General features: G+C 70.2%; 21 protein-coding genes. 13 read left to right on the top strand and 8 right to left on the bottom strand.

Features of this window, described 5'->3' with window-relative positions; all coding sequences use genetic code 11:
- The first annotated feature begins 218 nt into the window (after positions 1-218).
- The 7 genes from EWH70_RS06600 (at position 219) to EWH70_RS06570 (ending at position 10,620) form a co-directional block, all read left to right on the top strand.
- Entirely contained in the window at positions 219-1,274 is a 1,056-nt protein-coding gene (locus EWH70_RS06600; RefSeq protein ID WP_130474373.1) for a glucose 1-dehydrogenase, read from the top strand.
- 13 nt (positions 1,275-1,287) lie between these two features.
- The gene (locus EWH70_RS06595) at positions 1,288-3,117 is read left to right on the top strand and encodes a glycoside hydrolase family 15 protein (protein ID WP_130474372.1); all 1,830 of its coding nucleotides are present in this window, start codon (positions 1,288-1,290) and stop codon (positions 3,115-3,117) included.
- A gap of 15 nt (positions 3,118-3,132) precedes the next feature.
- Positions 3,133-4,926 carry a thiamine pyrophosphate-requiring protein gene (locus tag EWH70_RS06590; RefSeq protein ID WP_130474371.1) on the top strand — a complete coding sequence of 598 codons (1,794 nt, stop codon included), beginning with the start codon at positions 3,133-3,135 and terminating at the stop codon, positions 4,924-4,926.
- Positions 4,926-6,023: an enolase C-terminal domain-like protein gene (locus EWH70_RS06585; protein ID WP_130474370.1), complete on the top strand. Its 1,098-nt coding sequence runs from the start codon at positions 4,926-4,928 to the stop codon at positions 6,021-6,023. Before EWH70_RS06590 ends, EWH70_RS06585 begins: the two co-directional genes overlap by 1 nt.
- A gap of 7 nt (positions 6,024-6,030) precedes the next feature.
- Entirely contained in the window at positions 6,031-8,991 is a 2,961-nt protein-coding gene (locus tag EWH70_RS06580; protein ID WP_130474369.1) for an FAD-binding and (Fe-S)-binding domain-containing protein, read from the top strand.
- Positions 8,992-8,994: 3 nt separating this feature from the next.
- Positions 8,995-10,194: a cation:proton antiporter domain-containing protein gene (locus EWH70_RS06575; RefSeq protein WP_130474368.1), complete on the top strand. Its 1,200-nt coding sequence runs from the start codon at positions 8,995-8,997 to the stop codon at positions 10,192-10,194.
- Positions 10,195-10,314: 120 nt separating this feature from the next.
- Positions 10,315-10,620: an STAS domain-containing protein gene (locus EWH70_RS06570; protein ID WP_240686871.1), complete on the top strand. Its 306-nt coding sequence runs from the start codon at positions 10,315-10,317 to the stop codon at positions 10,618-10,620.
- Between the two features lie 19 nt (positions 10,621-10,639).
- Here EWH70_RS06570 and EWH70_RS06565 read toward each other — a convergent pair whose 3' ends face one another.
- From EWH70_RS06565 to EWH70_RS06555, 3 genes are all read right to left on the bottom strand, one after another.
- Positions 10,640-11,740, bottom strand: coding sequence for a hypothetical protein (locus tag EWH70_RS06565; RefSeq protein WP_130474366.1), 1,101 nt, complete (start codon positions 11,738-11,740; stop codon positions 10,640-10,642).
- A gap of 16 nt (positions 11,741-11,756) precedes the next feature.
- Positions 11,757-12,095: a hypothetical protein gene (locus tag EWH70_RS06560; protein WP_130474365.1), complete on the bottom strand. Its 339-nt coding sequence runs from the start codon at positions 12,093-12,095 to the stop codon at positions 11,757-11,759.
- Positions 12,096-12,161: 66 nt separating this feature from the next.
- On the bottom strand, positions 12,162-12,533 hold the full coding sequence (locus EWH70_RS06555; protein WP_130474364.1) for a hypothetical protein: 372 nt from the start codon (positions 12,531-12,533) through the stop codon (positions 12,162-12,164).
- Positions 12,534-12,688: 155 nt separating this feature from the next.
- On the opposite strand from EWH70_RS06555, the gene EWH70_RS06550 reads away from it, so the two are divergent.
- On the top strand, positions 12,689-14,017 hold the full coding sequence (locus tag EWH70_RS06550) for a sodium:proton exchanger (RefSeq protein ID WP_130474697.1): 1,329 nt from the start codon (positions 12,689-12,691) through the stop codon (positions 14,015-14,017).
- Here the strand turns inward: EWH70_RS06550 and EWH70_RS06545 are convergent.
- Both EWH70_RS06545 and EWH70_RS06535 read right to left on the bottom strand, forming a co-directional pair.
- A complete protein-coding gene (locus EWH70_RS06545) occupies positions 14,006-14,794 on the bottom strand; it encodes a universal stress protein (protein WP_165436179.1) in 789 nt (262 codons plus the stop codon). The genes EWH70_RS06550 and EWH70_RS06545 overlap by 12 nt on opposite strands.
- A gap of 137 nt (positions 14,795-14,931) precedes the next feature.
- Positions 14,932-15,465 carry a DUF4232 domain-containing protein gene (locus EWH70_RS06535; protein WP_165436178.1) on the bottom strand — a complete coding sequence of 178 codons (534 nt, stop codon included), beginning with the start codon at positions 15,463-15,465 and terminating at the stop codon, positions 14,932-14,934.
- A 183-nt stretch (positions 15,466-15,648) separates the two neighbouring features.
- Here EWH70_RS06535 and EWH70_RS06530 point away from each other — a divergent pair, with 183 nt between their 5' ends.
- Positions 15,649-16,512: a universal stress protein gene (locus EWH70_RS06530; protein WP_165436177.1), complete on the top strand. Its 864-nt coding sequence runs from the start codon at positions 15,649-15,651 to the stop codon at positions 16,510-16,512.
- Here EWH70_RS06530 and ctaD read toward each other — a convergent pair.
- Both ctaD and EWH70_RS06520 read right to left on the bottom strand, forming a co-directional pair.
- Positions 16,433-18,154 carry an aa3-type cytochrome oxidase subunit I gene (gene ctaD / locus EWH70_RS06525; protein ID WP_476692385.1) on the bottom strand — a complete coding sequence of 574 codons (1,722 nt, stop codon included), beginning with the start codon at positions 18,152-18,154 and terminating at the stop codon, positions 16,433-16,435. The genes EWH70_RS06530 and ctaD overlap by 80 nt on opposite strands.
- 44 nt (positions 18,155-18,198) lie before the next feature.
- Positions 18,199-18,705, bottom strand: a complete 507-nt coding sequence (locus EWH70_RS06520) for a copper chaperone PCu(A)C domain-containing protein (RefSeq protein ID WP_130474359.1) — start codon at positions 18,703-18,705, stop codon at positions 18,199-18,201.
- Positions 18,706-18,915: 210 nt separating this feature from the next.
- Here EWH70_RS06520 and EWH70_RS06515 point away from each other — a divergent pair, with 210 nt between their 5' ends.
- Genes EWH70_RS06515 through EWH70_RS06500 form a run of 4 tightly spaced genes read left to right on the top strand, consistent with a single transcriptional unit; the run spans position 18,916 to position 22,235 of the window.
- On the top strand, positions 18,916-19,809 hold the full coding sequence (locus EWH70_RS06515) for a universal stress protein (protein ID WP_130474358.1): 894 nt from the start codon (positions 18,916-18,918) through the stop codon (positions 19,807-19,809).
- Positions 19,810-19,834: 25 nt separating this feature from the next.
- Entirely contained in the window at positions 19,835-20,359 is a 525-nt protein-coding gene (locus EWH70_RS06510; protein WP_130474357.1) for a YflT domain-containing protein, read from the top strand.
- Positions 20,360-20,382: 23 nt separating this feature from the next.
- The gene (locus EWH70_RS06505; protein WP_130474356.1) at positions 20,383-20,790 is read left to right on the top strand and encodes a four-helix bundle copper-binding protein; all 408 of its coding nucleotides are present in this window, start codon (positions 20,383-20,385) and stop codon (positions 20,788-20,790) included.
- A gap of 32 nt (positions 20,791-20,822) precedes the next feature.
- Positions 20,823-22,235: a sensor histidine kinase gene (locus tag EWH70_RS06500; protein ID WP_240686836.1), complete on the top strand. Its 1,413-nt coding sequence runs from the start codon at positions 20,823-20,825 to the stop codon at positions 22,233-22,235.
- Positions 22,236-22,245: 10 nt separating this feature from the next.
- Here the strand turns inward: EWH70_RS06500 and EWH70_RS06495 are convergent, their stop codons facing one another.
- Complete coding sequence (locus tag EWH70_RS06495; RefSeq protein ID WP_130474355.1) at positions 22,246-23,106, bottom strand: amidohydrolase family protein; 861 nt, start codon at positions 23,104-23,106, stop codon at positions 22,246-22,248.
- Between the last annotated feature and the right edge of the window lie 41 nt (positions 23,107-23,147).

The following is a 23,147-nucleotide window of genomic DNA, read 5'->3' as shown; positions in this document are numbered from 1 at the left end:
TCCGGACAGTGGTCCGCAACCCTTCCACGAAAGTGGGAACCAGTTCGTTACCAGCCGACGCTAACGCGGCCCCGCGTTTCGAGGGGGGAGGAAAACGCGAGGCCGCTGCGGGCAGCATAACCAAGGCGCACCCCGCCGGATGACCTCCTGACCTGCCACCGGCCGGTTCGTAAGGTCATCGCAAGGTGTAAGCCGGACTGACCGGGTAGCCGGGTGTCATGGACGCGTTGACGGTATGCCCGGGGCAGGCGGACAGTCTGGCGTTGGCCGACGTCCCCGAGCCCGTTCCCGGACCCGGCGAGTTGCTGGTCGACGCCCTGGCGGTCGGGGTGTGCGGCACCGACCACGAGATCGTCGAGGGCGGCTACGGGTCGGCGCCGCCGGAAACCGATCGGCTGGTACTCGGGCACGAGTCGCTGGGCCGGGTCCGGCGGGCACCGGAGGGCAGTGGCTTCGCGGCCGGGGATCTGGTGGCCGGTGTCGTGCGCCGCCCGGATCCGGTGCCGTGCGGGGCGTGTGCCGAGGGCGAGTTCGACATGTGCCGTAACGGCCGCTACACCGAGCGCGGCATCAAGCAGGCACACGGCTACGGCAGCCGCCTGTGGTGCGTCGACCCCGGCTACGCCGTCACGCTCGATCCGCGGCTGCGTGACGTGGGCGTGTTGCTGGAGCCGACCACGGTGGTCGCCAAGGCGTGGGAGCAGATCGAGCGGATCGGCCGGCGCAGCTGGTTCGACCCCAGCCGGGTCCTGGTGACCGGGGCCGGGCCCATCGGCCTGCTGGCCGCCCTGCTCGGTACCCAGCGGGGACTGGACATCCACGTGCTCGACCAGGTGACCGCTGGGCCGAAACCCGACGCGGTCCGTGCCCTGGGCGCGACCTACCATCACGATTCCGCCGGCGAGGTCGCCGCGCGGCTCGAACCGGACGTGGTTGTCGAGGCCACCGGCGCCGGTGCCGTCGTGTTCGACGCGATCGCCCACACCGCCGCCTACGGCATCGTATGCCTCACCGGCGTCTCCCCCGCCGGCAGACGCCTGCGCGTCGACGCCGGCGGTCTCAACCGGGAACTGGTGCTGGAGAACGACGTCGTCGTCGGCTCGGTCAACGCCAACCTCCGGCACTACCGGCAGGCGGCCGACGCGTTGCGCGAGGCGAACCTCGGCTGGCTGGACCGCCTGATCACCCGGCGGGTACCGCTGGACCGGGTCGCCGAGGCCTTCACCCGCGGCTCCGACGACATCAAGACCGTCATCACGCTCGACCACGACTGACCAGGAGGACAGGATGCCCGGCGCCATCGAGGACTACGCACTCCTCGGTGACCTGCAGACCGCGGCGCTGGTCGGACTCGACGGCGGTATCGACTGGTTGTGCCTGCCTGCCTTCGACTCACCGGCCTGCTTCGCGGCGCTGCTGGACGACGAGCGAGCCGGCCGGTGGCGCATCGCCCCGGCCGGCCACGGGCACGCCACCCGCCGCCGTTACCGCGGCCACTCCCTGGTCGTGGAATCCGAATGGGACACCGCGGAGGGCACGGTCCGCCTGGTGGACTGCATGCCTCCCCGCGGCGAGGCAGCCGACGTGGTCCGGGTCGTGGAAGGCGTGTCCGGGCGAGTTCGGATGCGGATGTGGCTGCGGCTGCGGTTCGACTACGGCTCGGTCGCGCCGTGGACTCGTTACGGCGGTCACGGCCTGTCCGCGATCGCCGGCCCGGACGCGGTCTGGCTGAACACCACGGTCGCGTTGTCCGAGATCGCCGGGGCGGTGTGCGCCGAGTTCGCCGTGTCCGCGGGCGACCGTGTGCCGTTCGTGCTCACCCACACGCCGTCCCACCTCCCGCAACCAACACCTGTCGACCCGTTCCGGGCCGTCGCGGACACGGTCGGCTTCTGGGAAAACTGGATCTCGCGGTGCCGCTACCGCGGCCCCTGGGACGCCGCGGTGCGGCGGGCCCTGGTCACCCTGAAGGCACTGACCTACGCCCCCACCGGCGGCATCGTCGCGGCGGCGACCACCTCACTACCCGAACAACTCGGCGGACCCCGCAACTGGGACTACCGCTACTGCTGGCTGCGTGACGCCACGTTCACCCTGCAGGCGCTGCTGGGCACCGGGTTCGTCGACGAGGCACGGGCCTGGCGGGAATGGCTGGTCCGGGCGGTGGCCGGGGATCCGGCGAAGCTGCAGATCATGTACGGCACCGACGGCAGGCGGCGGCTTCCCGAATACACAGTGGACTGGCTGTCCGGTTACGAGGGTTCGGCTCCGGTCCGGGTCGGCAACGCCGCCGCCGACCAGCTGCAGCTGGACGTGTGGGGTGAGGTGCTGGACTGCCTGCACCTGGCCAGGGAAGCCGGCCTGCCGACCCACGACGTCGCCTGGGATCTGCAACGCGCCCTGCTCGATCACCTGGAGGGCCACTGGGACGAGCCGGACAACAGCCTGTGGGAGGTCCGCGGACCCCGCCGCCATTTCGTGCACTCAAAGGTCCTGGCCTGGGCGGGCGTGGATCGTGCTCTGCACACCGTGGAACACCACGGCCTCGACGGTCCCGTCGACCGGTGGCGGAGGCTGCGCGACCGCATCCACGCCGAGGTGTGCGAGCACGGGTTCGACGCGCGCCGCGGCACGTTCACCCAGTTCTACGGCTCTCAGGGGGTCGACGCCGCGCTCCTGCTGCTGCCCCGGGTGGGCTTTCTGCCCTGGGACGACCCGCGGGTGAGGGGAACCGTCGACGCGGTGCGCCACCACCTCTGCCGGGACGGGCTGGTCCTGCGTTATCAGCCGGATGCCGACGGCGGTGTCGACGGGCTGCCCGGCACCGAGGGTGCCTTCCTCGCGTGCAGCTTCTGGCTGGCCGACGCACTGCACGCCACCGGCCGGACCGAGCAGGCACGCGCGTTGTTCCAGCGTCTGCTCGATCTGCGCAACGACGTCGGTCTGCTCAGCGAGGAGTACGACACCGTCAACCGGCGGCACGTCGGCAACACCCCGCAGGCCTTCAGCATGGTCGGCCTCATCAACACCGCCCGCGAACTCGCCGGCTCCCACACCCGGACCTCCGCGGACACCGACGAACAAGACCTGACCGACCGCGACGACACCACGCTCTGACAGAAAGGAATGCTCATGGCACAGACCGTCGGCGACTACCTGATCCAGCGACTGCGGGAGTGGGACGTCCGCGAGGTGTTCTCCTATCCCGGCGACGGGATCAACGGCATCGTCACCGCACTGGCCAGGGCGGACAACCAGCCGCGGTTCGTCCAGGCCCGGCACGAGGAGATGGCCGCGTTCGCCGCGGTCGGCTACGCCAAGTTCAGCGGCAGGGTGGGTGTCTGCCTGGCCACGTCGGGCCCGGGCGCGATCCACCTGCTCAACGGCCTCTACGACGCCAAGCTCGACCACGTGCCGGTCGTGGCCATCGTCGGTCAGACCGACCGCACCGCCATGGGAGGCAGCTACCAGCAGGAGGTGGACCTGCAGTCGCTGTTCAAGGACGTGGCCAGTGAGTATCTGGTCGAGGTCAACGTCCCCGAACAGTTACCCAACGCGCTGGACCGCGCGTTCCGGACCGCGGCCGCCACCCGCTCCCCCACCGCGCTGATCATCCCGGCAGACCTGCAGGAGGCCGAGTACAGCCCGCCGCGGCACGCCTTCAAACAGGTGCCGTCCAGCCCGCCCGGCACCTCGCTGCCGGCGCCGGTTCCGCCCGAGGCCGATCTCGCCGCCGCGGCTGAGATCCTGAACGCGGGCCGGAAGGTCGCCATCCTCGTCGGTCAGGGCGCCCGCACTGCTGCGGACGAGGTCAGGCAGGTCGCCGAGGTCACCGGTGCGGGGGTGGCCAAGGCCCTGCTGGGCAAGGACGTGCTGCCCGACGACCTGCCGTTCGTCACCGGCGCCATCGGGCTGCTGGGCACGCGGCCCAGTTACGAGCTCATGCGCGACTGCGACACCCTGCTGATCGTCGGCTCCAGCTTTCCCTACACCCAGTTCATGCCGGAGTTCGACCAAGCTCGCGCCGTCGAGATCGACATCGATCCCCGCTTCATCGGGATGCGCTACCCCACCGAGGTCAACCTGGTCGGGGACAGCCGCGCGACGCTGTCGGCGCTGCTGCCACTGCTGCGACTGAAGAAGGACCTGTCCTGGCGGATCACCGTGGAGAAGAACGTGGCCCGCTGGTGGGAGACCATGGAACGGCAGGCGGCGCTGGGAGCCGATCCGGTCAACCCGATGACCGTGGTGTCCGAGCTGTCGAAACGGATCCCGGACAACGCGATCATCACTGCGGACTCGGGCTCGTCGACCAACTGGTACGCCCGGAACCTGAAGATCCGCGACGGCATGCGGGCGTCGTTGTCCGGGACGCTGGCCACGATGGGACCGGCCGTCCCCTACGCCGTCGGCGCCAAGTTCGCCCACCCCGACCGGCCGGTGATCGCGCTGGTCGGTGACGGCGCGATGCAGATGAACGGCCTGGCCGAGCTGATCACCATCGCCCGCTACCGGACACTGTGGACGGACCCGCGATGCGTGATCTGTGTGTTCCACAACAACGACCTCAACCAGGTCACCTGGGAACTGCGTGCCATGGGCGGGGCACCGAAGTTCGAGGAGTCCCAGAGCCTGCCCGACGTGGACTACGCCGGGTTCGCCCGCTCGCTCGGCCTGGACGCCGTCACCGTCGACGACCCGGCACAGCTGGGCCAGGCCTGGGACACCGCCCTGAACGCCACCAATCCCGCCGTGCTGGACATCCGGTGCGATCCCGAGGTCCCGCCTATCCCACCGCACGCCACGTTCGACCAGGTGAAGTCGGTGACCGAAGCGGTGCTCAAGGGCGACCCCGAAGCGTTCCACCTGGTCGCGCAGGGCGCCAAGACCAAGTTGCAGGAGTTCGTCCCCGGCAAGCGGCGCTGATGACCTGCGACGTTCCGGCCGTCGGCTCGATCGATGCCCGCGCCTACCGGATCCCCACCCCCGGCCCCGAGGCGGACGCGACGCTGACCTGGGACTCCACGACGATCGTGGTGGTGACCGTGCGAGCGGGCCCGGTCGACGGGCTGGGATGGACCTACGCCGACGCGACCTGCGTCCCGCTCATCCGCGACGTACTGGCACCGCAGGTGCTCGGAGCGCCGGTCACCGACGTCCCGCAGAGCTGGGAGGCCATGCGCGGCCGGGTACGCAACCTCGGCCGCCCCGGTCTGGTCTCCTGTGCCCTGGCCGCCGTGGACCTGGCGCTGTGGGACGCAGCCGCCCGCGCGCTCGATCTGCCGCTGGCCCGGCTGTGGGGACGGGTACGCGAGCACGTCGACGTCTACGCCAGCGGCGGCTTCACCACCCAGAGCAGCGAGGAACTGGCGGCCCAGCTGCACGCCTGGACGCGACAGCGGTCGATTCCCCGAGTCAAGATCAAGATCGGTGAGTCGTGGGGAAGCATGGTGGAGCGCGACCTCGACCGGGTGCGGCTGGCCCGCCAGAGCGTGGGCGACGGCGTCGAACTCTACGTCGACGCCAACGGCGGCTACCCGGTCGGGCAAGCCCGGCGGATGGCTTCCGCACTGGCGGCCTGGGACGTCACCTGGTTCGAGGAACCGGTGTCCAGCGACGACCTCGCCGGCCTCGGGCAGGTGCGCGGCCACGGTCCGGACGTCGCGGCGGGCGAGTACGGCTACGACCTGGCCTACTTCGCCCGCATGGTGCCCTACGTCGACTGCCTGCAGATCGACATCACCCGCTGCGGCGGGTTCACCGAGTGGGCCCGCGTGGCCGCCGTCGCCGCGGCAGCCAATCGGGACGTCTCCGCGCACTGCGCACCAAACCTGTCCGCACACGCGGGGGCGGCCACGGCCAACTTCCGTCACGTCGAGTGGTTCGCCGACCACGACCGGATCGAGTCACTGCTGTTCGAGGGCTGCCTCGACCCCGCCGGCGGCACCGTGGCGCCGTCGATGACCGCACCAGGACACGGCCTGAGCCTGCGCCCGCGGGTCGCGGCCGACTACGAACTCTGAGGAAGCCATGGCCACTGCCGACCTGCCACCACCCGTCATCCGCACTCCCGGCGAGCCCGACGTGGACCTGGACAGGCTTGCCGCCGCCCTCCGCGACCGCGTGGACGGCGAGGTCCGCTTCGACGCAGGCAGCCGGGCCGCGTACTCCACCGACGCGTCGAACTTCCGCCAGGTACCCATCGGCGTCGTCGTGCCCACGCATCCTGACGCGGCCGCCGAGACGGTCGCCGTGGCACGCGAGTTCGGCGTCCCCGTGCTCTCCCGCGGCGGCGGAACCAGCCTGGCCGGTCAGTGCACCAACACCGCCGTGGTGATCGACTGGTCGAAGTACTGCACCACCGTCGAATCCGTCGACACCGAAGCCCGCCGGTGCGTGGTGCAACCGGGCATCGTGCTCGACGAGCTCAACCGGGAACTCGCCGGAACCGGGCTGCGGTTCGGCCCCGAACCGGCTACCCACATGAACTGCACGATCGGCGGAATGATCGGCAACAACTCCTGCGGCGCCACCGCTCAGCGCACCGGCAAGGTCGTCGACAACGTCGCCGCCCTGGAAGTGCTGCTCTACGACGGCACCCGGTTCTGGTGCGGCCCGACCACGGATGCCGAATACGCCCGCATCGAACGGCGCGGTGACCGGCGTGCCGCGGTCTACCGCCAGCTGCGTCGCCTGCGCGACGCCTACGCCGGCGAGATCCGCGCCCGGTTTCCCGGCATCCCCCGCCGGGTGTCCGGCTACAACCTCGACTCACTACTGCCGGAGCACGACTTCGATGTCGCGGGCACGCTCGTCGGCAGCGAGTCCACTTTGGTCACAGTGCTGCGTGCCGAGCTAAAGCTGGTTCCGATGCTCCCCGAACGCAGCGTGGTGGTGCTCGGCTACCCCGACATCCCTCAAGCCGCCGATGCCGTGCCCGGCGTGCTGGACCACGACCCGATCGCCCTGGAAGGCGTGGACTCCAAACTCGTTCACGACCAGCAGCTCAAACACCTCAACCCGAGAGCTCTCGCCCAATTGCCCGAGGGCAACGCGTTTCTCATGGTGCAGTTCGGCGGCAACGACCCCGGCGAGGTCACCGGCAAGGCCCGCGGGCTGCTCGACTCCACCGGCGGCGACGGTGAGCTGTTCTACGACCCGGTCAGGCAAGCCGAGCTGTGGGCCGTCCGTGAAGCCGGGCTCGGCGCCACCGCTCACGTACCGGGACAGCCAGACACCTTCGAGGGCTGGGAGGACTCCGCGGTCCCACCCGAACGGCTCGGTGACTACCTGCGCCGCCTCAACGCGCTCTACGACGAGTTCGGCTACTCCAGCGACACCGGCCCCAGCCTGTACGGCCACTTCGGACACGGCTGCGTGCACACCCGCATCCCGTTCGACCTCTACACCGCCGACGGCGTCACCGCGTACCGCCGTTTCCTGCGCCGCGCCGCCGACCTCGTCGTCGAGTTCGGCGGGTCGCTGTCCGGCGAGCACGGCGACGGCCAGACCCGGGGCGAGTTGCTTCCCGTCATGTTCGGCCCCGAACTCGTCCGCGCGTTCGGCACACTGAAGACGATCTTCGACCCGCTCAACCGGATGAACCCGGGCAAGGTCGTCGCACCATACCCGCTGGACGACAAGCTGCGGCTGGGCGGGCACTGGGCCCCGGCCGCCCCGCAGGACCTGCACTTCCGATTCCCCCACGACAACGGCTCGTTCGCGCAAGCGGCCAACCGCTGCGTCGGGGTGGGCCGCTGCCGCCAGCACACCACCGAATCCGGACAGGTGATGTGTCCGTCCTACCAGGTCACCGGCGAAGAGGAGCACTCCACCCGCGGCCGCGCGCGGCTGCTGTTCGAAATGCTCGACGGGCACGGTGACGGACCCATCACCGAAGGCTGGCGCTCCACCGCCGTCCGCGACGCCCTCAACCTCTGCCTGGCCTGCAAGGGCTGCAAGACCGACTGCCCGGTCAACGTCGACATGGCCACCTACAAGGCGGAGTTCCTCGCCCATCATTACAAGAACCGGCCCTGGCGCCGGCCCCGCTCCCACTACACGATGGGCTGGCTCCCCCTGCTCGCCCACGCCGTCGGCCGCACACGCGCCGGCCGCCTGGTCAACGCCCTGACCCACCTGCCCGTACTACGAAAGCTCGCCACCCGCACGGCGGGTGTCGCCGACCGGGACATTCCATCGTTCGCCAGCGAAACACTCCAGCACTGGTTCGCCCGCCAGGGCTCCCGCGGCGAAGGTGCCCGTGGCACCGTCCTGCTGTGGCCGGACACCTTCACCAACCATTTCCACCCGCGGATCGGCAGGGCCGCGATCGAGGTACTGGAGGACGCCGGATGGCGAGTCACCATGCCCACCCAAGCCCTGTGCTGTGGCCTCACCTGGGTGTCCACCGGCCAGCTCGGCACCGCCAAGCGCATGCTCACCCGCACGGTCCGCGCCCTGGCTCCGCATCTGCGCGACGGCGGCCTCGTACTGGGCCTGGAACCCAGCTGTACAGCCATGTTCCGGGCCGACGCCGCCGAGCTGTTCCCCGACGACCACGACGTCCTGCGGTTGCGTGCCCAGACGGTGACCCTCGCCGAGCTGCTCACCACGCACTCGCCCGGCTACCGTCCACCCCGAATCGACCGGACGGCCGTCGCGCAGGTGCACTGCCACCAGCACGCGGTCCTGGGCTGGGACGCCGACCGGCGCCTGCTCTCCCAGGCCGGAGTCGACACCGAACGCCTCGACTCCGGCTGCTGCGGCCTCGCGGGCAACTTCGGCTTCGAGAAAGGCCACCGCGACATCAGCGAGGCCTGCGCCGAACGTGTGCTGCTGCCGCGGCTGCGCCGGACCGAGCCGGGAACCGTCGTGCTCGCCGACGGGTTCAGCTGCCGCACACAGATCCACGAACTCGACAGCGCCGGCCACGAAGGCACCCATCTGGCCGAACTGCTGGCCCACGACGTCGACCAGCACCGGAGGTAGCCGATGGCGATCGCGGCGGCCTTCGGCCTGGCCCTGCTCGTGGCCGTGCTGCTGTCGGCGCTGGCCGAACGATCCGCCCTGTCGCTGCCACTGGTGTTCCTGATCACCGGGTTCGTCATCGGTCACGGCGGCTTCGGCCTGGTGACGGTCAGTTCTAGTGGCGACCTGGTCCGGCGGGTGGCCGACGTGGCGTTGTTCACCGTGTTGTTCACCGACGGCATGCGGGCCCTGGCACCCCGCGACAGAACCCTGTGGGCTCCCCCGATCCGGGCATTGCTCATCGGCATGCCGTTGACCGCCGCGGTCATCACCCTGCTGGCCTGGGGCCTGACTGACCTTCCCCTGGCCGCCGCACTGCTGCTCGGGGTGATCCTGTCCCCGACCGACCCGGTGCTGGTCTCGGGGATCGTACGGCGCAGTGGTGTTCCCCGCCCGCTGCGGCATGCCCTCAACGTGGAAAGCGGGGTCAACGACGGTCTCGCGCTGCCGGCGGTGGTAGTACTGATCGCCGTCCTGGGCTCCCGGGACACTCCGGATGTGGGGACGTTGCTCGGTGAACTGGCGGGCGGTGCCGCGCTCGGCGCCGTCGGCGCGGCGGTGCTCGCCGGCGCGGCCCGGCTGCCCGTGCTGGCCGTCCATCAGCGTCTGCGACCGCTCGCCCCGGTTGCCGTCGCCACCGCCTGCTACGGAACCGCCCATCTGCTGCACCTCAACCCCTACCTCGCCGCCTTCGTGGCCGGCGCCATGGTCGCGAAGACGGCACCGCAGATGTGCGGAGGCTTCCAGCCGCTCGGTGACCACCTGGCCGAGCTGATGAAGTTTCTCGCCTTGCTGGTGTTCGGCGCCCTGTTGACCGGCGGCATGCTCGCCGACGTACCGGCGGGCGGATACGTGGTGGCGTTGCTCGCGCTGCTGCTCGCCCGGCCCGCCAGCCTGCTGCTGTCCTTCCTCGGATCGGAATTCGCCCGGCGGCAACGCCTGGCCGCCAGTTGGTTCGGCCCGAAAGGGCTTGCGTCGGTGGTGTACGGACTCTACGTCGTCCAGGCCGGAATTCCCTACGCCAGCACCATCTTCGCCGTCGTGGCGCTGTGCGTGGTGCTGTCGGTGATTGCCCACACGACCACCGACGTCCTGGTGGCGCGACGGTTCCGCCAGGACGAATCAGCCGACGCGGGCGCCGGCCCCGGCCAGCGTCCACCCTGACTGCCGGTCGTCCGCTGTTCGCAAGGAACTTGTCAGGTCCCGTGCCGTCATGCGGCGGCACGATGGGTGTGGGAGGCGCATGTCCGACATCTTCCGACGAGCGAAGGGCCGCGGGTGCCGATGTCCCATCTGGCGTGCTACAGCAGAGCCGACGAGGAAGCGACCGTACTGGTCGTCAGCGGTGACGTCGACACCGTGACGGCTCCGGCCCTGGCCGGGCAGATCCGTGCCCGGCTGACCACGCCGGCGTCGACGGTCGTCGTCGATCTCGACAGGGTGGCCTTCCTCGGTGTATCCGGGCTGCGCGTGCTCATCAGCGCCTACCGTCAGGCACGACGCGACGGGGTCGACCTCCGGATCGCGGCCACGTCCGGCCGGATCCGGCACTACCTCACCGTGGCCGGCCTGTCCCCGGCTCTCCGGTGACAGGCCGGGTAACCGGGCGTCACCAGTCCCCGTTGTCCAAGCGACGGCGGCGTTCCCGCTCGCGGTAGGCGTAGGTCGCCTCGCGGACCGCGGTGTCGTCCTCCAGCCCGGATCCGACGGCCCCCGCGATGGTCCCGAGCACGCTGGACATCACGGCGATCACGAGATAGTCGACCACTCCGACGGGACGCCCGAGGGTGCCGGCCAGGTAGGGCGGCGGAATGACCAGCGTGACGGCGGCGAGCGCGATGGCGAGCATGGCGAGGAAGAAGGCGACGGTGCCGGCCGTGACGGTGGCGACCGTGCTGGCATTGCGCAGCCTGACCTCGCGGTCGCGTTCCGTGGCCGGTTGCTGGGGTTCCCAGAGCCGGTGACCCACGATCAGCCAGACGGCCATCGCGGCGACAGCGGTCACGGTCACACCGGCCAGGCGCAGTGGTCCGAGGGCGGAGCCGAGTGACCAGATGCTGGAGTACAGCACGCCGAACGCGATGCCGGTGAGCGCGCCGGCCAGTGCGGTGGACAGCCCACGCAGCAGCCGCCATGGACGGTTGACGCGGACCATGCCGGCCAGCAGGCGCGCCGTTGCCCGGCGTCCGGACACGGTGATGTCGAGTCGTGACGGATCCGGGTGCGTGCTGGACATCCGGGCGCCGGGAACGGGCAGTTGCCGCCGCGGTCGCGGCTGGTCGTTCCCGGCACCGCCGGCGTAGGCGACGAAGTGCGACACGATGGCCACCACCGCGGCGGTCAGCCGCCGTCGCAAGCCGGTTCCGCCGAAGGCGGGCAGGGACACCAGCGCGACCCGGTCGGTCGTGTCGATCCTGGCGAGGACAACGTCCGAACCGCTGTACATGGGCTGATCGGTGACACAGATGACGAAGTCCCACGGGCGACCCCGGACGTACTGACGTGCTTTCTCCAACAGCGCGCTGGAGTCCGGGTACATCAGTTCGAACGGCGCACGATCGGTTTCGACCGACCACCGCACTTCCTCTGTGGCGGCAAGGCCGAGGCGTCCGGGCAGTGTATGGCGCAACCGCTCGGCGAGCGCCGCGGGCAGGCCTGGATCGGCGACGATACCGACTGTCGTGAGATTCACCCCGTCGCTGGAGGCCATGTATTCCTCCCGGATCTCAGGGCTGCCACTCCCGCTGCCAGTCGGGATGCGCGGCGTACACCGAAGCCACCAGTTTCAGCAGGGCGATGTCGTCGAACGACTCGGCTTCCTCGCGGATCAGGCCGGCCTTTTCCGGGAACGGAACGGGGATGCGTTCCTCGGGGACCTGTACCGGGCCGGCCACGAGCAGCAGGCCCGCGCCGGAACTGCTGCGCATGACGCGGATGCGGCCGCGGCGTTCCGCCTCGTCCAATGCCGGTAGCTCGCCGTTGCGGAAGCGCTGCTCGTCATCCGCGATCCGGGCGAGCACGAAGGCGCGTAACTCTCCCGATCCCGTCTGATGTGAAGTATCCATGCCGCCGGGGTATCCCGAGCGCGGACGCGCACACGTGCTGGGTCCGATCCACCCGTGTTCGGCACGTCAGCCTGGGTGGCTTTCCTCCACTTGGAACGGGGTTCCTTGCTGGCAGGTGGTCACCTGGCCTTCCGCGGGTTCTCCGCGGACGACGACAGTAGCTCCCGGGCGGAGCACGGCGTCATCGTCCTGATCACGGCCCAGCAGGAGATAGTCGGTGCCGTTGACCGACAGCAGCAAGCAGCCGGGCTCCACGCCCGGGCGGACCACGCCCCGCAGTTCGGTCTTCCCCTCGGGCGGCTCCGACACCGAGGGCGGTCCCGGGCTCTCCGGCGCCTGTGGTTCATCGGCCCGGTCATCGTCACCACTCCCGCATCCTCCCGCCATCACCAACGCGGCCAGGATCGCCCCGGCGGACGCACGACGTGAGATGAACATGGCCCTCGATGGCTCCCTTCAGGACGGTCGCCAACCCTTATCGTGATGGCCTACCCGGCTCGCAGCGGACTATTCCCGGGGCCAGCTGGAGTTTCGGGTTACGGCCTGCCGGGTACGGGCACGACCATGCCCGCTGACGAGTCCCGGTGTCCACGGTGACCGGCGCACCCGACAGGGTGCCCGCGCGGCTCGTGGTCGCCGTGGCGGTCACCGTTCCCGGCGCCTACCTCGGGGCGGCCGACTACGTGGGCTGGGCGCATCCCGATCTGCCCGCTCCGCTGGCGGCGGCGCTGTTCGGTGCCGCGATCGTCGGTGCGGCGTTCGTGTTGTCCTGGGCCGCGGAAGCCGCGCAGGTCGACATCAGCGCCGGCCTGGCCATCGCCGTGCTCGCCGTCGTGGCGGTACTGCCGGAGTACGCGGTGGATCTGGTGTTCACCTTCCAGGCAGGCCAGCACAACGCCGCACACGGGACGTGCCTGGTCGGCTCGGGCGAGACGAACGCCTGCTCGCTGGCGCTGGCGAACATGACCGGGGCCAACCGGATCCTGGTGGGAGTCGGCTGGCCGCTCGTCGTGCTGGTCGCGAGCATCGCGGCGGTGCGTGCCCGCCGGGAGAGCCGGTCCACCGGGCGGGGCAGTGTGCGGCTGGCGCCGGCGATGTCGGCCGAAGTGGTGTTCCTCGGCCTGGCCACCCTGTACTCGCTGACCCTGCCCCTGAGGGACTCGCTCACTCTGGTCGACGCCACCGTGTTCGTCGCCATCTTCGCCGGCTACGTCTGGCGGCTGACCAAGGCACCGGTCGAGGAGCCCGACCTGCTCGGCGTCGCCGCGTGGGCGGGCGGCAAACCGAAGAAGCGGCGGCGAACGCTGGTCATCACGCTGTTCATCGTCGCGGGCCTGGTCATCCTGGCCACCGCCGAGCATTTCGCGCAGAACCTGGTCGACACCGGCCATCAGCTCGGGGTCGACGAGTTCCTGCTGGTGCAGTGGATCGCCCCGCTGGCCAGCGAGTCACCCGAACTGATCGTGGCCTGCCTGTACGCGGTGCGGCTGAAGGCGTCGCACTCACTGGGCACCCTGCTGTCGAGCAAGGTCAACCAGTGGACGCTGCTCGTGGGCACCATCCCGGTGGTCTTCGCCTTGTCCTCGGCGAGCACCGACGGACTCCCGCTGGACACCCACCAGCGCTTCGAGCTCCTGCTCACCGGGGCGCAGTCGCTGTTCGCCACCAGCATCCTGGTCAACCTCGGTCTGAGCACCAGTGGCGCGCTCGCCCTGTTCGTGTTGTTCGCCACCCAGTTCGCCGCCAGCATCGTGCTGCCCGCGGAGGCGAACCAGACCCTGATCATCGTCCTGTCCGCGTTGTACGCCGTCCTGGCCGCCGGCCAGGTCGTCCGCCGGTGGCGGCAGACCGGCCACCTCGTCCGGGACGGCCTCGTCAGCTCGCCGCGGCAGCTGGACGAGCAGCCGCGGTCACCCGGCTGATCGCAGCACCGCGACCGGACACGGAGCGTGGTACAGGGCCGCGTGGCTGACCGACCCCAGGAACATCCGGCGCACGCGACCGCGACCGTGGCTGCCGACCACGAGCAACCGGGCCCCGCGGGCGGCGTCCAGCAGGGCGTGTGCCGGCGGGTCCGGCGCCCCGACCAGCGTGGTGTCGACATCGGGATACCTGCTCCCGTGCCGGTCGAGCTGCCGCGGCACCTCCGGCCCGATCCCGGCCCGTCCGACCTGCGGGCCGCGGGCGGCGACCGGTCCGGTGGTCAGCAGGCTCGGCGGCAGGTCGGACAGCGCGTGCACCGCCCGCAGCGGAGCACCATGGCGATGGGCGACGTCGAAGGCGAACTCCACAGCCGGGTCACTGTTGGGCGACCCGTCCACACCGACCACCACCGGCGCTCGCCCGGTCGTCTCCTCGTCGTCCTCGTCCCCTGAACGGACCACGACCACCGGAACGTCCGCCGAGCGGACGAGTTCGGCCGCCGTGGAGCCGAGCAGGACGCGGGGCAATGCGCTGATTCCGGACGAGCCGATCACCAGCAACGGAGCGCCGCGGTCGGCCGCGACACGGGCCAGTGTCGCTGCGGCCGCGCCCTCGGGAGCCGCCGTCTCGACGGTGACTCCCGGCACCACACGGTGGCATTCGCGCGCGGCCTCGTCGAGCGCCTGCGTGGCATGCCTGCGAATCCGCTCACCGTCGAGGTCTGCCTCCGTGACCTGGTCCTCCATCGGCGGTGGTGCCCATTCGAAAACCTGCACGGGAGCAGCCGGCGGTCGCGCCGGGCCGCCTCGGCCGCGGCCCACCGCACTGCCAGAGCGGCACCGTCCGATCCGTCGAAACCGACCACGACCGGGCCGGTCGCGGTCCTCGCGTTCGTCATTCACTTCTCCTCTCGTCAGGACGCGTACGCTCCGCCGCCGAGCCAGCCGTGCTGGCAGACCGGGCCGAACGACCATGGCACCGCCACCGTGCCCCAGCGATCCGGCGGGATCACCTCCAGCCGGGCAGGCGCCTGCTGACACGGTCCGGTTGCCGGCTCGTCCGGAGCCGGTACGACTGTCCAATGCAGACGTCGATGTGCCGCCTGGCCGGGTTCGAGGCGCACCTCGGCCGGTGGCGGGTCCGGCGTACGCCAGGAGTCCGTAGGCAGCGCCTTGCCGTCGTCGTCGGTCAGCCGCAGGTCGCCGAACCCGTTGACCGTGCAGGTCTGCGCGTTGTCGTTGGTCAGCGTCAGGGTGGCGTAGCGCTGGCCGGCGCCGGGTGACTCCTCACGCAAGGTCGCGGTGAGTTGCTCGGCCGTGCACGGGGCCGGAGGGGGCACGGCACCGGAAAGAGGTTCGTCCGAGGACGCCGGCGCGGCGTCCGGAGCACACGCCGTCGCCGTGACCGCACACAGCCCGATCGCCGCGAGGGCGGACCTGCCCGTCATCCCAGTCATCTCCCTGTTCGTAGTGGGTTGTCGCTCACTCCTGGGGTGCCCGGGGGCGCGGTATCTGAACGTCTCCTCGCACAGGGGCGGCGATCGTAAGGTGTTCGTCAGTCTCATTAGCGGCGCCTCACGGCAGACTGGAGACCGAACGTGGTGATGACGCTGAGGTCAGGTGGTCCCGCGATGTCCACGGCTGTCGAGAACACGACAGGCGCCCTGGTGGTCGGCTACGCCGGGTCGCGACAGTCCCGGTGGGCCGTCGAATGGACCGCTGCCGAGGCCTACCTACGCAGGCGTGCACTGGTCGTGCTCAGTACGGTCGACCCGGCTGATCCTTCGGATCTGGAGGGGATACGAGTGGCGGCGCAGGCCGACGTCCGCGCTGTCGTCGGTGAGGTCCGGGACGCCTACCCCGGTGTGACCGCGCACGGGCTGGTGTCGACCGGCGCGCCCGCGCCGGCGTTGTCGGCACTCGCGGACCAGGTCACCGCCGTGTTCGTCGCCGTGGGAACGAGTGGCGCGGGCGCGGTCACCCCGGCGCTGACCGGTTCGACAGCGGCCGGTCTGGTGCGGCAGGGCCGGTGGCCCACCATCGTGGTGCGAGGTGAGCGGCCGCTGCAGCACCTGCACGGCGGTCATGTCGTCGTCGGCCTGGACGGCTCACCCGCCAGCGAGCATGCCGCCGAGTTCGCGTTCCATTTCGCGGGTCTGCACGACTGCCCGGTGCACCTCGTACACAGCACGTCAGCCGAGCACAGCGGTCCCACACCGGACGGTGTCACCGTCGACGAACTCGTGGGGTGTCAGATCGCCGACTGGAACCTGCGTTGCCCCGATGTCCGCCTCTACGTCGAGCGGGCGTCCGGGTCGCTGGCCCGATCACTACTGCGCCGCACCGCGGGTGCCGCGCTGCTGGTCGTCGGTGAACACGGCCACGGTGCCGGGCGGCGGAAGCCTCAGGGATCGCTCAGCCACCAGGTCCTGCGTCACGCACCGTGTCCCGTGGCGATCGTCCGGGAGCCCGTGCACGCCGTGCTGACGGGATGACGGCCCCTGCCCAGCGTTCCACACGCAGACGTTCGGCCATGTCGGGATAATGCAGTTCGAACGCGGGCCGTTCATGGCGGATCCGTGGCAGCTCGTGGAAGTTGTGCCGCGGTGGCGGACAGGTCGTCGCCCATTCCAGCGAGTTGCCGTAGCCCCACGGATCGTCGACGGTGACCACCTCACCGAACCGGTAGCTCTTCACCACGTTCCACAGGAACGGCAGCATCGACAGGCCCAACAGTAAAGCGCCCACGGTGGACAGCGAGTTGAGGATCGTGAACCCGTCCCCGGGAAGATAATCGGCATAGCGGCGCGGCATCCCGGCCGAACCCAGCCAGTGGTGCACGAGAAACGTGATCTGAAACCCGGTGAACGTCGTCCAAAAGTGGAGCCTACCCAGGCGTTCGTCAAGCATCCGCCCGGTCATCTTGGGAAACCAGAAGTAGATTCCGGCGAACGTGGCGAACACGATGGTGCCGAACAACACATAGTGCAGGTGCGCCACGACGAAGTAGCTGTCGGTCGAATGGAAGTCCAGCGGTGGAGAGGCCAGGATCACTCCGGTGAGTCCGCCGAGGAGGAAGGTGACCAGAAATCCGACCGACCACAACATCGGTGACTCGAAGGTCAGCGTGCCTTTCCACATGGTGCCGATCCAGTTGAAGAACTTGATTCCGGTGGGGACCGCGATCAGGAACGACAGCAGGGAGAAGAACGGCAGAAGTACCGCTCCGGTGGCGAACATGTGGTGCGCCCATACCGTGAACGACAGCCCCGTGATCGCGATCGTGGCGAACACCAGCGCCCGGTAACCGAACAGGGGCTTGCGGCTGAACACGGGAATGATCTCGCTGACGATGCCGAAGTAGGGCAACGCGACGATGTAGACCTCGGGATGGCCGAAGAACCAGAACAGGTGCTGCCACAGGATCGCACCACCGCTGGCGGGATCGAACACGTGGGCGCCGAGGTGCCTGTCGGCCAGCAGGCCGAACAAGGCCGCGGTCAGGATGGGGAACGCGGCAAGGATCAGCACACCGGTGAACAGGATGTTCCAAGTGAACAACGGCATCCGCCACATGGTCATTCCCGGCGCACGCAGGCAGACGATCGTGGTGATCAGGTTGACCGTGGCGAGGATCGTGCCCAGGCCGGACACGATCAAGCCGGTCGCCCAGAGGTCCGCCCCGACCCCCGGGCTGTGCGTGGCGCTGTTGAGTGGGGCGTAGGCGAACCAGCCGAACGACGCGGCGCCACCCGGCGTGACGAACCCGGCCACCACCATCACACCCCCGAAGAGGAACAGCCAGTACGAGAACGCGTTCAACCGGGGAAATGCCACGTCGGGTGCGCCGATCTGCAACGGAACGAGATAGTTGCCGAAACCCAGTGCGTTCGGGGTCGCGTACAGCAGCAGCATGATGGTGCCGTGCACGGTCACCAGCTGGTTGTACTGCTCGTGGGCCACGATCTGCAGGCCGGGCGCTGCCAGCTCGGCCCGCATGAGCATCGCCAGCGCACCACCGGCGAGGAAGAAGCCGAACGTCGTGGCCAGATACATCAGCCCGAGCTGCTTGTGGTCGGTGGTGCGCAGCAAGCGCAGCAGGGCCGTGCCCACGACTCGTGGCCGGCGAGGCCGCACCAGCTGGACCGGCTGCACCACAGCCGTTCGTTCACCCGGCCGGGTCACCTGTCCACCACCGGCCCTCTGATCGGATCGGTGAGGCAGGCGTAGTCGGCCGGCTCGTCGCTGTCGTCGCGGGGCTGGACCTTCGCCTGCAGCGTCACCTCGCCCGCGTGGGCGAAGGTGAACGTCAGGGGAACCGTCGTTCCCGCGGGCACCTCGCGGTTGAAGTCGGAGATCGTCAGGTAGTACGGCAGGTGCCCGGTCACGGGGGTACCGCTGGGGCTGGGTACCTCGCCACCACGTAACGGGATCGACAGGACCGGCTCGGCGGCGCCGTCGCAGGCCCGGTCCCACCGCATCCGCACGGCGCGGGCATCCGTGCTCGTCACCCCCGTCAACCGGTCGTCGGTCCGGCCGGTCGCGAACAGCGAGATGGCGACCCGCGCGTCCTCACCCGGCCGGTAGGCCCCCGCCGGGGGCCGCTCGACGTAGACATTGCGCAGCTTCACGGCTCCGACCTCGGTGTTGGTGCCGAGCGTGTCGGCACCCTGCCCATGCTCAACCACGTCACCGCACCCGGCGCCGACGAGCACTGTGAGCACAACCGCTGCCCTGGACGTCCGTCTCATGCCCGTGCGGTACCCACCCGCGCCAAATCGGCACGCCCGGCCGGCCGAACGTCAGGTTTTCGTCAGGTACGCGCCGTGTGAGCACACCCGGCAGCGGAAACCCCCGAAGGAGCCACGACTCCAGTCCACCACCCGGAAGGGGGAATCGTGTCCGACAGCACGCGAGGCCCGGTCATCGCGGGTTTCGACGGATCACCCCGCGCCCGGCAGGCCACGCGGTGGGCAGCGACCGAAGCCCGGCACAGACAGCAGCCACTGCTCATCGTGCACTGTTTCCAGTGGGCACCGCCCATCATGGACGGCTGGACCGGCGCCAGCACCGCCGACGGCGAGCAGATCCGCGCGCACTCCGCCGAGCAACTGCGCGAGGTCGCCGAATCCTGCGCCGTTCCCGGTCTCGACGTGGAAACACACCTCGTCGAAGGACAGGCGAAATCCCTGCTGCCCGCACTCGGTGAGGAACTGGCGGCCGAGCTTCTCGTCGTCGGAGCCACCGGACTCGGCGCCCTCCCCAGGGCGCTGCTGGGATCGACCGCAGCCCACCTGGTACGCACGGCCCGTCCCCCGGTGATCGTCGTCCGCGGTGACGACGCCGCCCCGGCATCCGGCGGTCCCGTGGTCGTCGGTGTCGACGGCTCACCCACCAGCGACCGGGCCCTGGACTTCGCGTTCGACTGCGCCGCCCGGTGGAACACCTCCGTCCACGCCGTTCACGCCTGGAACGAGCTCCCGCTGGGAACGTTCACCCCGATGCCGGCAGGCGAGGTGGACCTCGACCGCGGTGAGGCCGTCAGGGAGCAGGCCGTCCGCGAACTTCTGGACGGCTGGGCCGTCCGATACCCCGAGGTGCGGGTCGACTTCACCGCTGCCGACGACCGGCCCGCCCACGCCCTGATCGAAGTGGCGCGCCCGGCGAAGTTGCTGGTGGTCGGCAGCCACGGCCGTGGCCCCGTCCGCAGGGCGTTCCTCGGTTCGGTCAGCCACGCACTGCTCCACCACGCACCGTGCCCGCTGGCAGTGCTCCGACACACCGACGAGTGACCGACCGCCACCACAAGAGGAGATCATGAACGCCGCCAACGGATCCGTGGACCAGCTCAAACCCCAGCAGGTGGTAGGCAGCTACGCCACCTACGCACAGGCCGAACAAGCCGTGGACTACCTGTCCGACCACGACTTCCCGGTCCAGCACACCGCCATCGTGGGCCGCGGCCTGGAATCGGTGGAACAGGTGACCGGCCGGCTCACCTTCCTCACCGCGGCCGGCCGTGGGGCGGCAGCCGGCGCGGCCGTGGGTGCGCTGTTCGGCTGGCTGTTCGGGCTGTTCGGCTGGATCGCCCCGCTGCTCACCGACCTGCTCCTGGCACTGTTCGGAGCCCTCTACGGCGCCGTGCTGGGTGCCCTGATCGGAGCCGGTCTGGGACTGCTCGGACACGCCCTGTCCCGGGGCCGCCGGGACTTCACTTCCCGCCAGGTGTTCCGCGCGCGTTCCCACGACCTGCTCGTGGACTGCGAGGTCGCCTCCGGTGCGACCAACCTGCTGCAGTCGGCCGGCGCTCCCGGGCTCGGCCGGCCATCGGCCCAACGATGACTCCCACCACGAAGGAGATCACCATGAGCACCGCCAAGACCATGCTCGACACCCACCCCGCCGACACCGGGGAGTCCGACCTCGACATCCTCGCGCGCTGCATCGACGCCTGCCGCACCTGCGCCCAGACTTGCACGGCCTGCGCGGACGCCTGCCTGGACGAACCCGACGTGACACCCCTGCGCACCTGTATCAGCACCAACCTGAACTGCGCCGACCTCTGCACCACCACCGCGGACGTCCTGTCCCGCCGCACCGGCCTCGACACCGAACTGCTCCGCGCGGTGCTCCGGGCCTGCGACTACGCCTGCACCGTGTGCGCCGACGAGTGCGCGGCCCACGCCGAACATCACAACCACTGCCGGGTGTGCGCGCAAGCCTGCCGCACCTGTGCCCAGGCCTGCCGGGAACTGCTCACCAGCCTGGGTTGAACCAGGGCGACCCGCGGGGAAAGGTGAGGCGGGTGGCCAAGCCGAACCCGTCCCGTGAGAGCACGCGACGACCCAGGTGGCGAACGCGGCTGACACTGCGCTGGCGGGTCGCGGTGGCGTTCGCGCTGGGGTCCCTGCTGCTCACCGGCATGGTCTCGGTGGCCACCTGGACCCTGGCCTCGGACTACATGTTCAAGCAACGCCGCCAGAGCGTCACCTGGCAGGCCGACGTGAACGTCCGGCTGGTGGACAACGCCCTCCGAACGGGGTCGAACAGCCTCGACGAGCTACTGACCGGGCTGAGCACGCCTCCTGACACCACGCTGCTGCTGCGGCACGACAACCGGTGGATCACCAGCGGCCGTCCGGTCGAGCTGTCCAGCCTCCCGCCGCAGCTTCTCGACGCGGCACACCAGAACCGTCCGCTCGAACTCGAGCTGGTGACCGGCGGCATCCCGGTACTCGCCGTCTCCCGGCCGGTACCGTCCTCCGCCGTCGACGCCTTCATCGAACTGTTCCCACTGGTCGAACTGCACGGGACCCTGCGGTTCCTGCGCACCCTCCTCATCGCGGGCACTGGGCTCAGCGCACTGCTCGGCTTCCTGCTCGGCGCCTGGGCCAGCCGGCGCGCGCTGCGTCCCCTCAGCACCTTCACCGTCGCCGTGTCCCGCGTCGCCGCCGGTGACCTGACCGCCCGCCTTCCCCCGCAGAAGGACCCCGACCTCGACTCCCTGGCCACCACGTTCAACGACACCACCGAGGCACTGCAGCACCGGGTCCAGCGCGACGCCCGCTTCGCCGGCGACGTCAGCCACGAACTGCGCTCACCCCTCACCACCATGATCAACGCCGGTGCCATGATCCGCCGACGCCGGCAGGACATCCCCGAATCGGCCCGGCGGCCACTCGACCTTCTACTGTCCGAAGTGGACCGCTTCCACCAGATGGTCCTCGACCTACTCGACATCGCCCGCGACGACCAGCAGACCAGCACGCAGGACCGGGAACCGCTCAACCTCGCCGACCTCGTCGGCCACACCGCCACCAACCTCGGGATTGGCACCCCGATCGAGGTCGGCACCGCAGAAGCCCCGATCGTGCTGGCCGACCGCAGGCGCCTCGACCGTGTCGTGGCCAACCTGCTCACCAACGCCGTCCGCTACGGCGGCGGCCCGGTCCGCGTCTGGCTCGGTCACCACGAGGGCACCGTCCGCCTGGAGATCGACGACGCCGGCCCCGGCGTCCCACCCGAACTACGACACCAGATCTTCGAACGCTTCGCCCGCGGCAACCGCGCCGGCAGCCGCGGCACCCTCGGCGGCACCGGCCTCGGCCTGGCCATCGTCGCCGACCAGGTCGCCCGGCACGGCGGCACCACCTGGGTCGAAGACCGCCCCGGCGGAGGCGCCCGCTTCATCGTCCAGCTCCCACCGGCACCCACCTGAGAAACGCTGGCTAGTTCGTCGTGGAGCGCGAACCCGGGGACCAGGCAGGGAATGGAGTCGTCGGAGCCGGCGAGGATCGGGACGCCGGCCGCGTGCATCGCACCGACCAGCTCCAGCCGATGGCCGAACAGCTCGCGGCGCTGGCGGGCTTCCTCGGGTCCGCGCATGGCGACGAGTGTGTCGAGCCACGGCCACCAGGCGACCTTGCCGGCCTCTGGCAGGTAGGACGGTCGCTGGTCGTGTGCGGGCGGGCGGGCACCTCGTCGGGGCAGTGGCCGAGCACCGGGATCGCCTGCCGCGCGGCCTCCGCGCAGAGCGCTTCGAACGTCGGGCGCGCCATCTGGGAGTACACCTTCAGGAAGTCGGCGCCGCCTCCGCGGTGCTCCGTCACCGCCGCCCTGGCCTCGGCGGCGTCCCCGACCTCTCGCACCGGCAGCCCCTCGCCAGTGCCCCGCCACTGTGACGGCTTCCCGTCGAGGATCGGGCTGCCGATGACCAGCCGGGGCCCCAGCAGTTCGCCCCGGTCGGTCCGCCTGCGCCACTCGTGCTGGAACGGCTCGCCCGCCATCACGCGGATCGTCGTGACGCCGTTGACGATGTGCAGCACGGGAAAGACCGTGTCCATATTGGTCAGATGAACGTGCATGTCGCACAGACCGGGTAACACGACGGCGCCGCGGAGGTCGACGACCTCGTGCTCGGCCGGTGCCTCGACCTGGCCGTCCGACCCGACCGCGGTGACACCCCTGAGCACGTAGCCGCGCCGTGCTCCGCCCGGTTCCCGCTCACTGTCGCAGGCGGCGATCGCCACCCCCGCGGCGGTCGCGATCGCCGCGGCCCGCAGTGCGTCCCGACGTGTGTGCTGTTCCACGAGTCCAACCCCCTTTATTGCGTGACCCTCACGCACTATTG

The organism is Amycolatopsis suaedae (assembly GCF_004214935.1).
Lineage (GTDB): Bacteria > Actinomycetota > Actinomycetes > Mycobacteriales > Pseudonocardiaceae > Amycolatopsis > Amycolatopsis suaedae.
The sequence above is the reverse complement of the archived record's forward strand: the minus strand, read 5'-3'. Positions and strand labels throughout refer to the sequence as shown.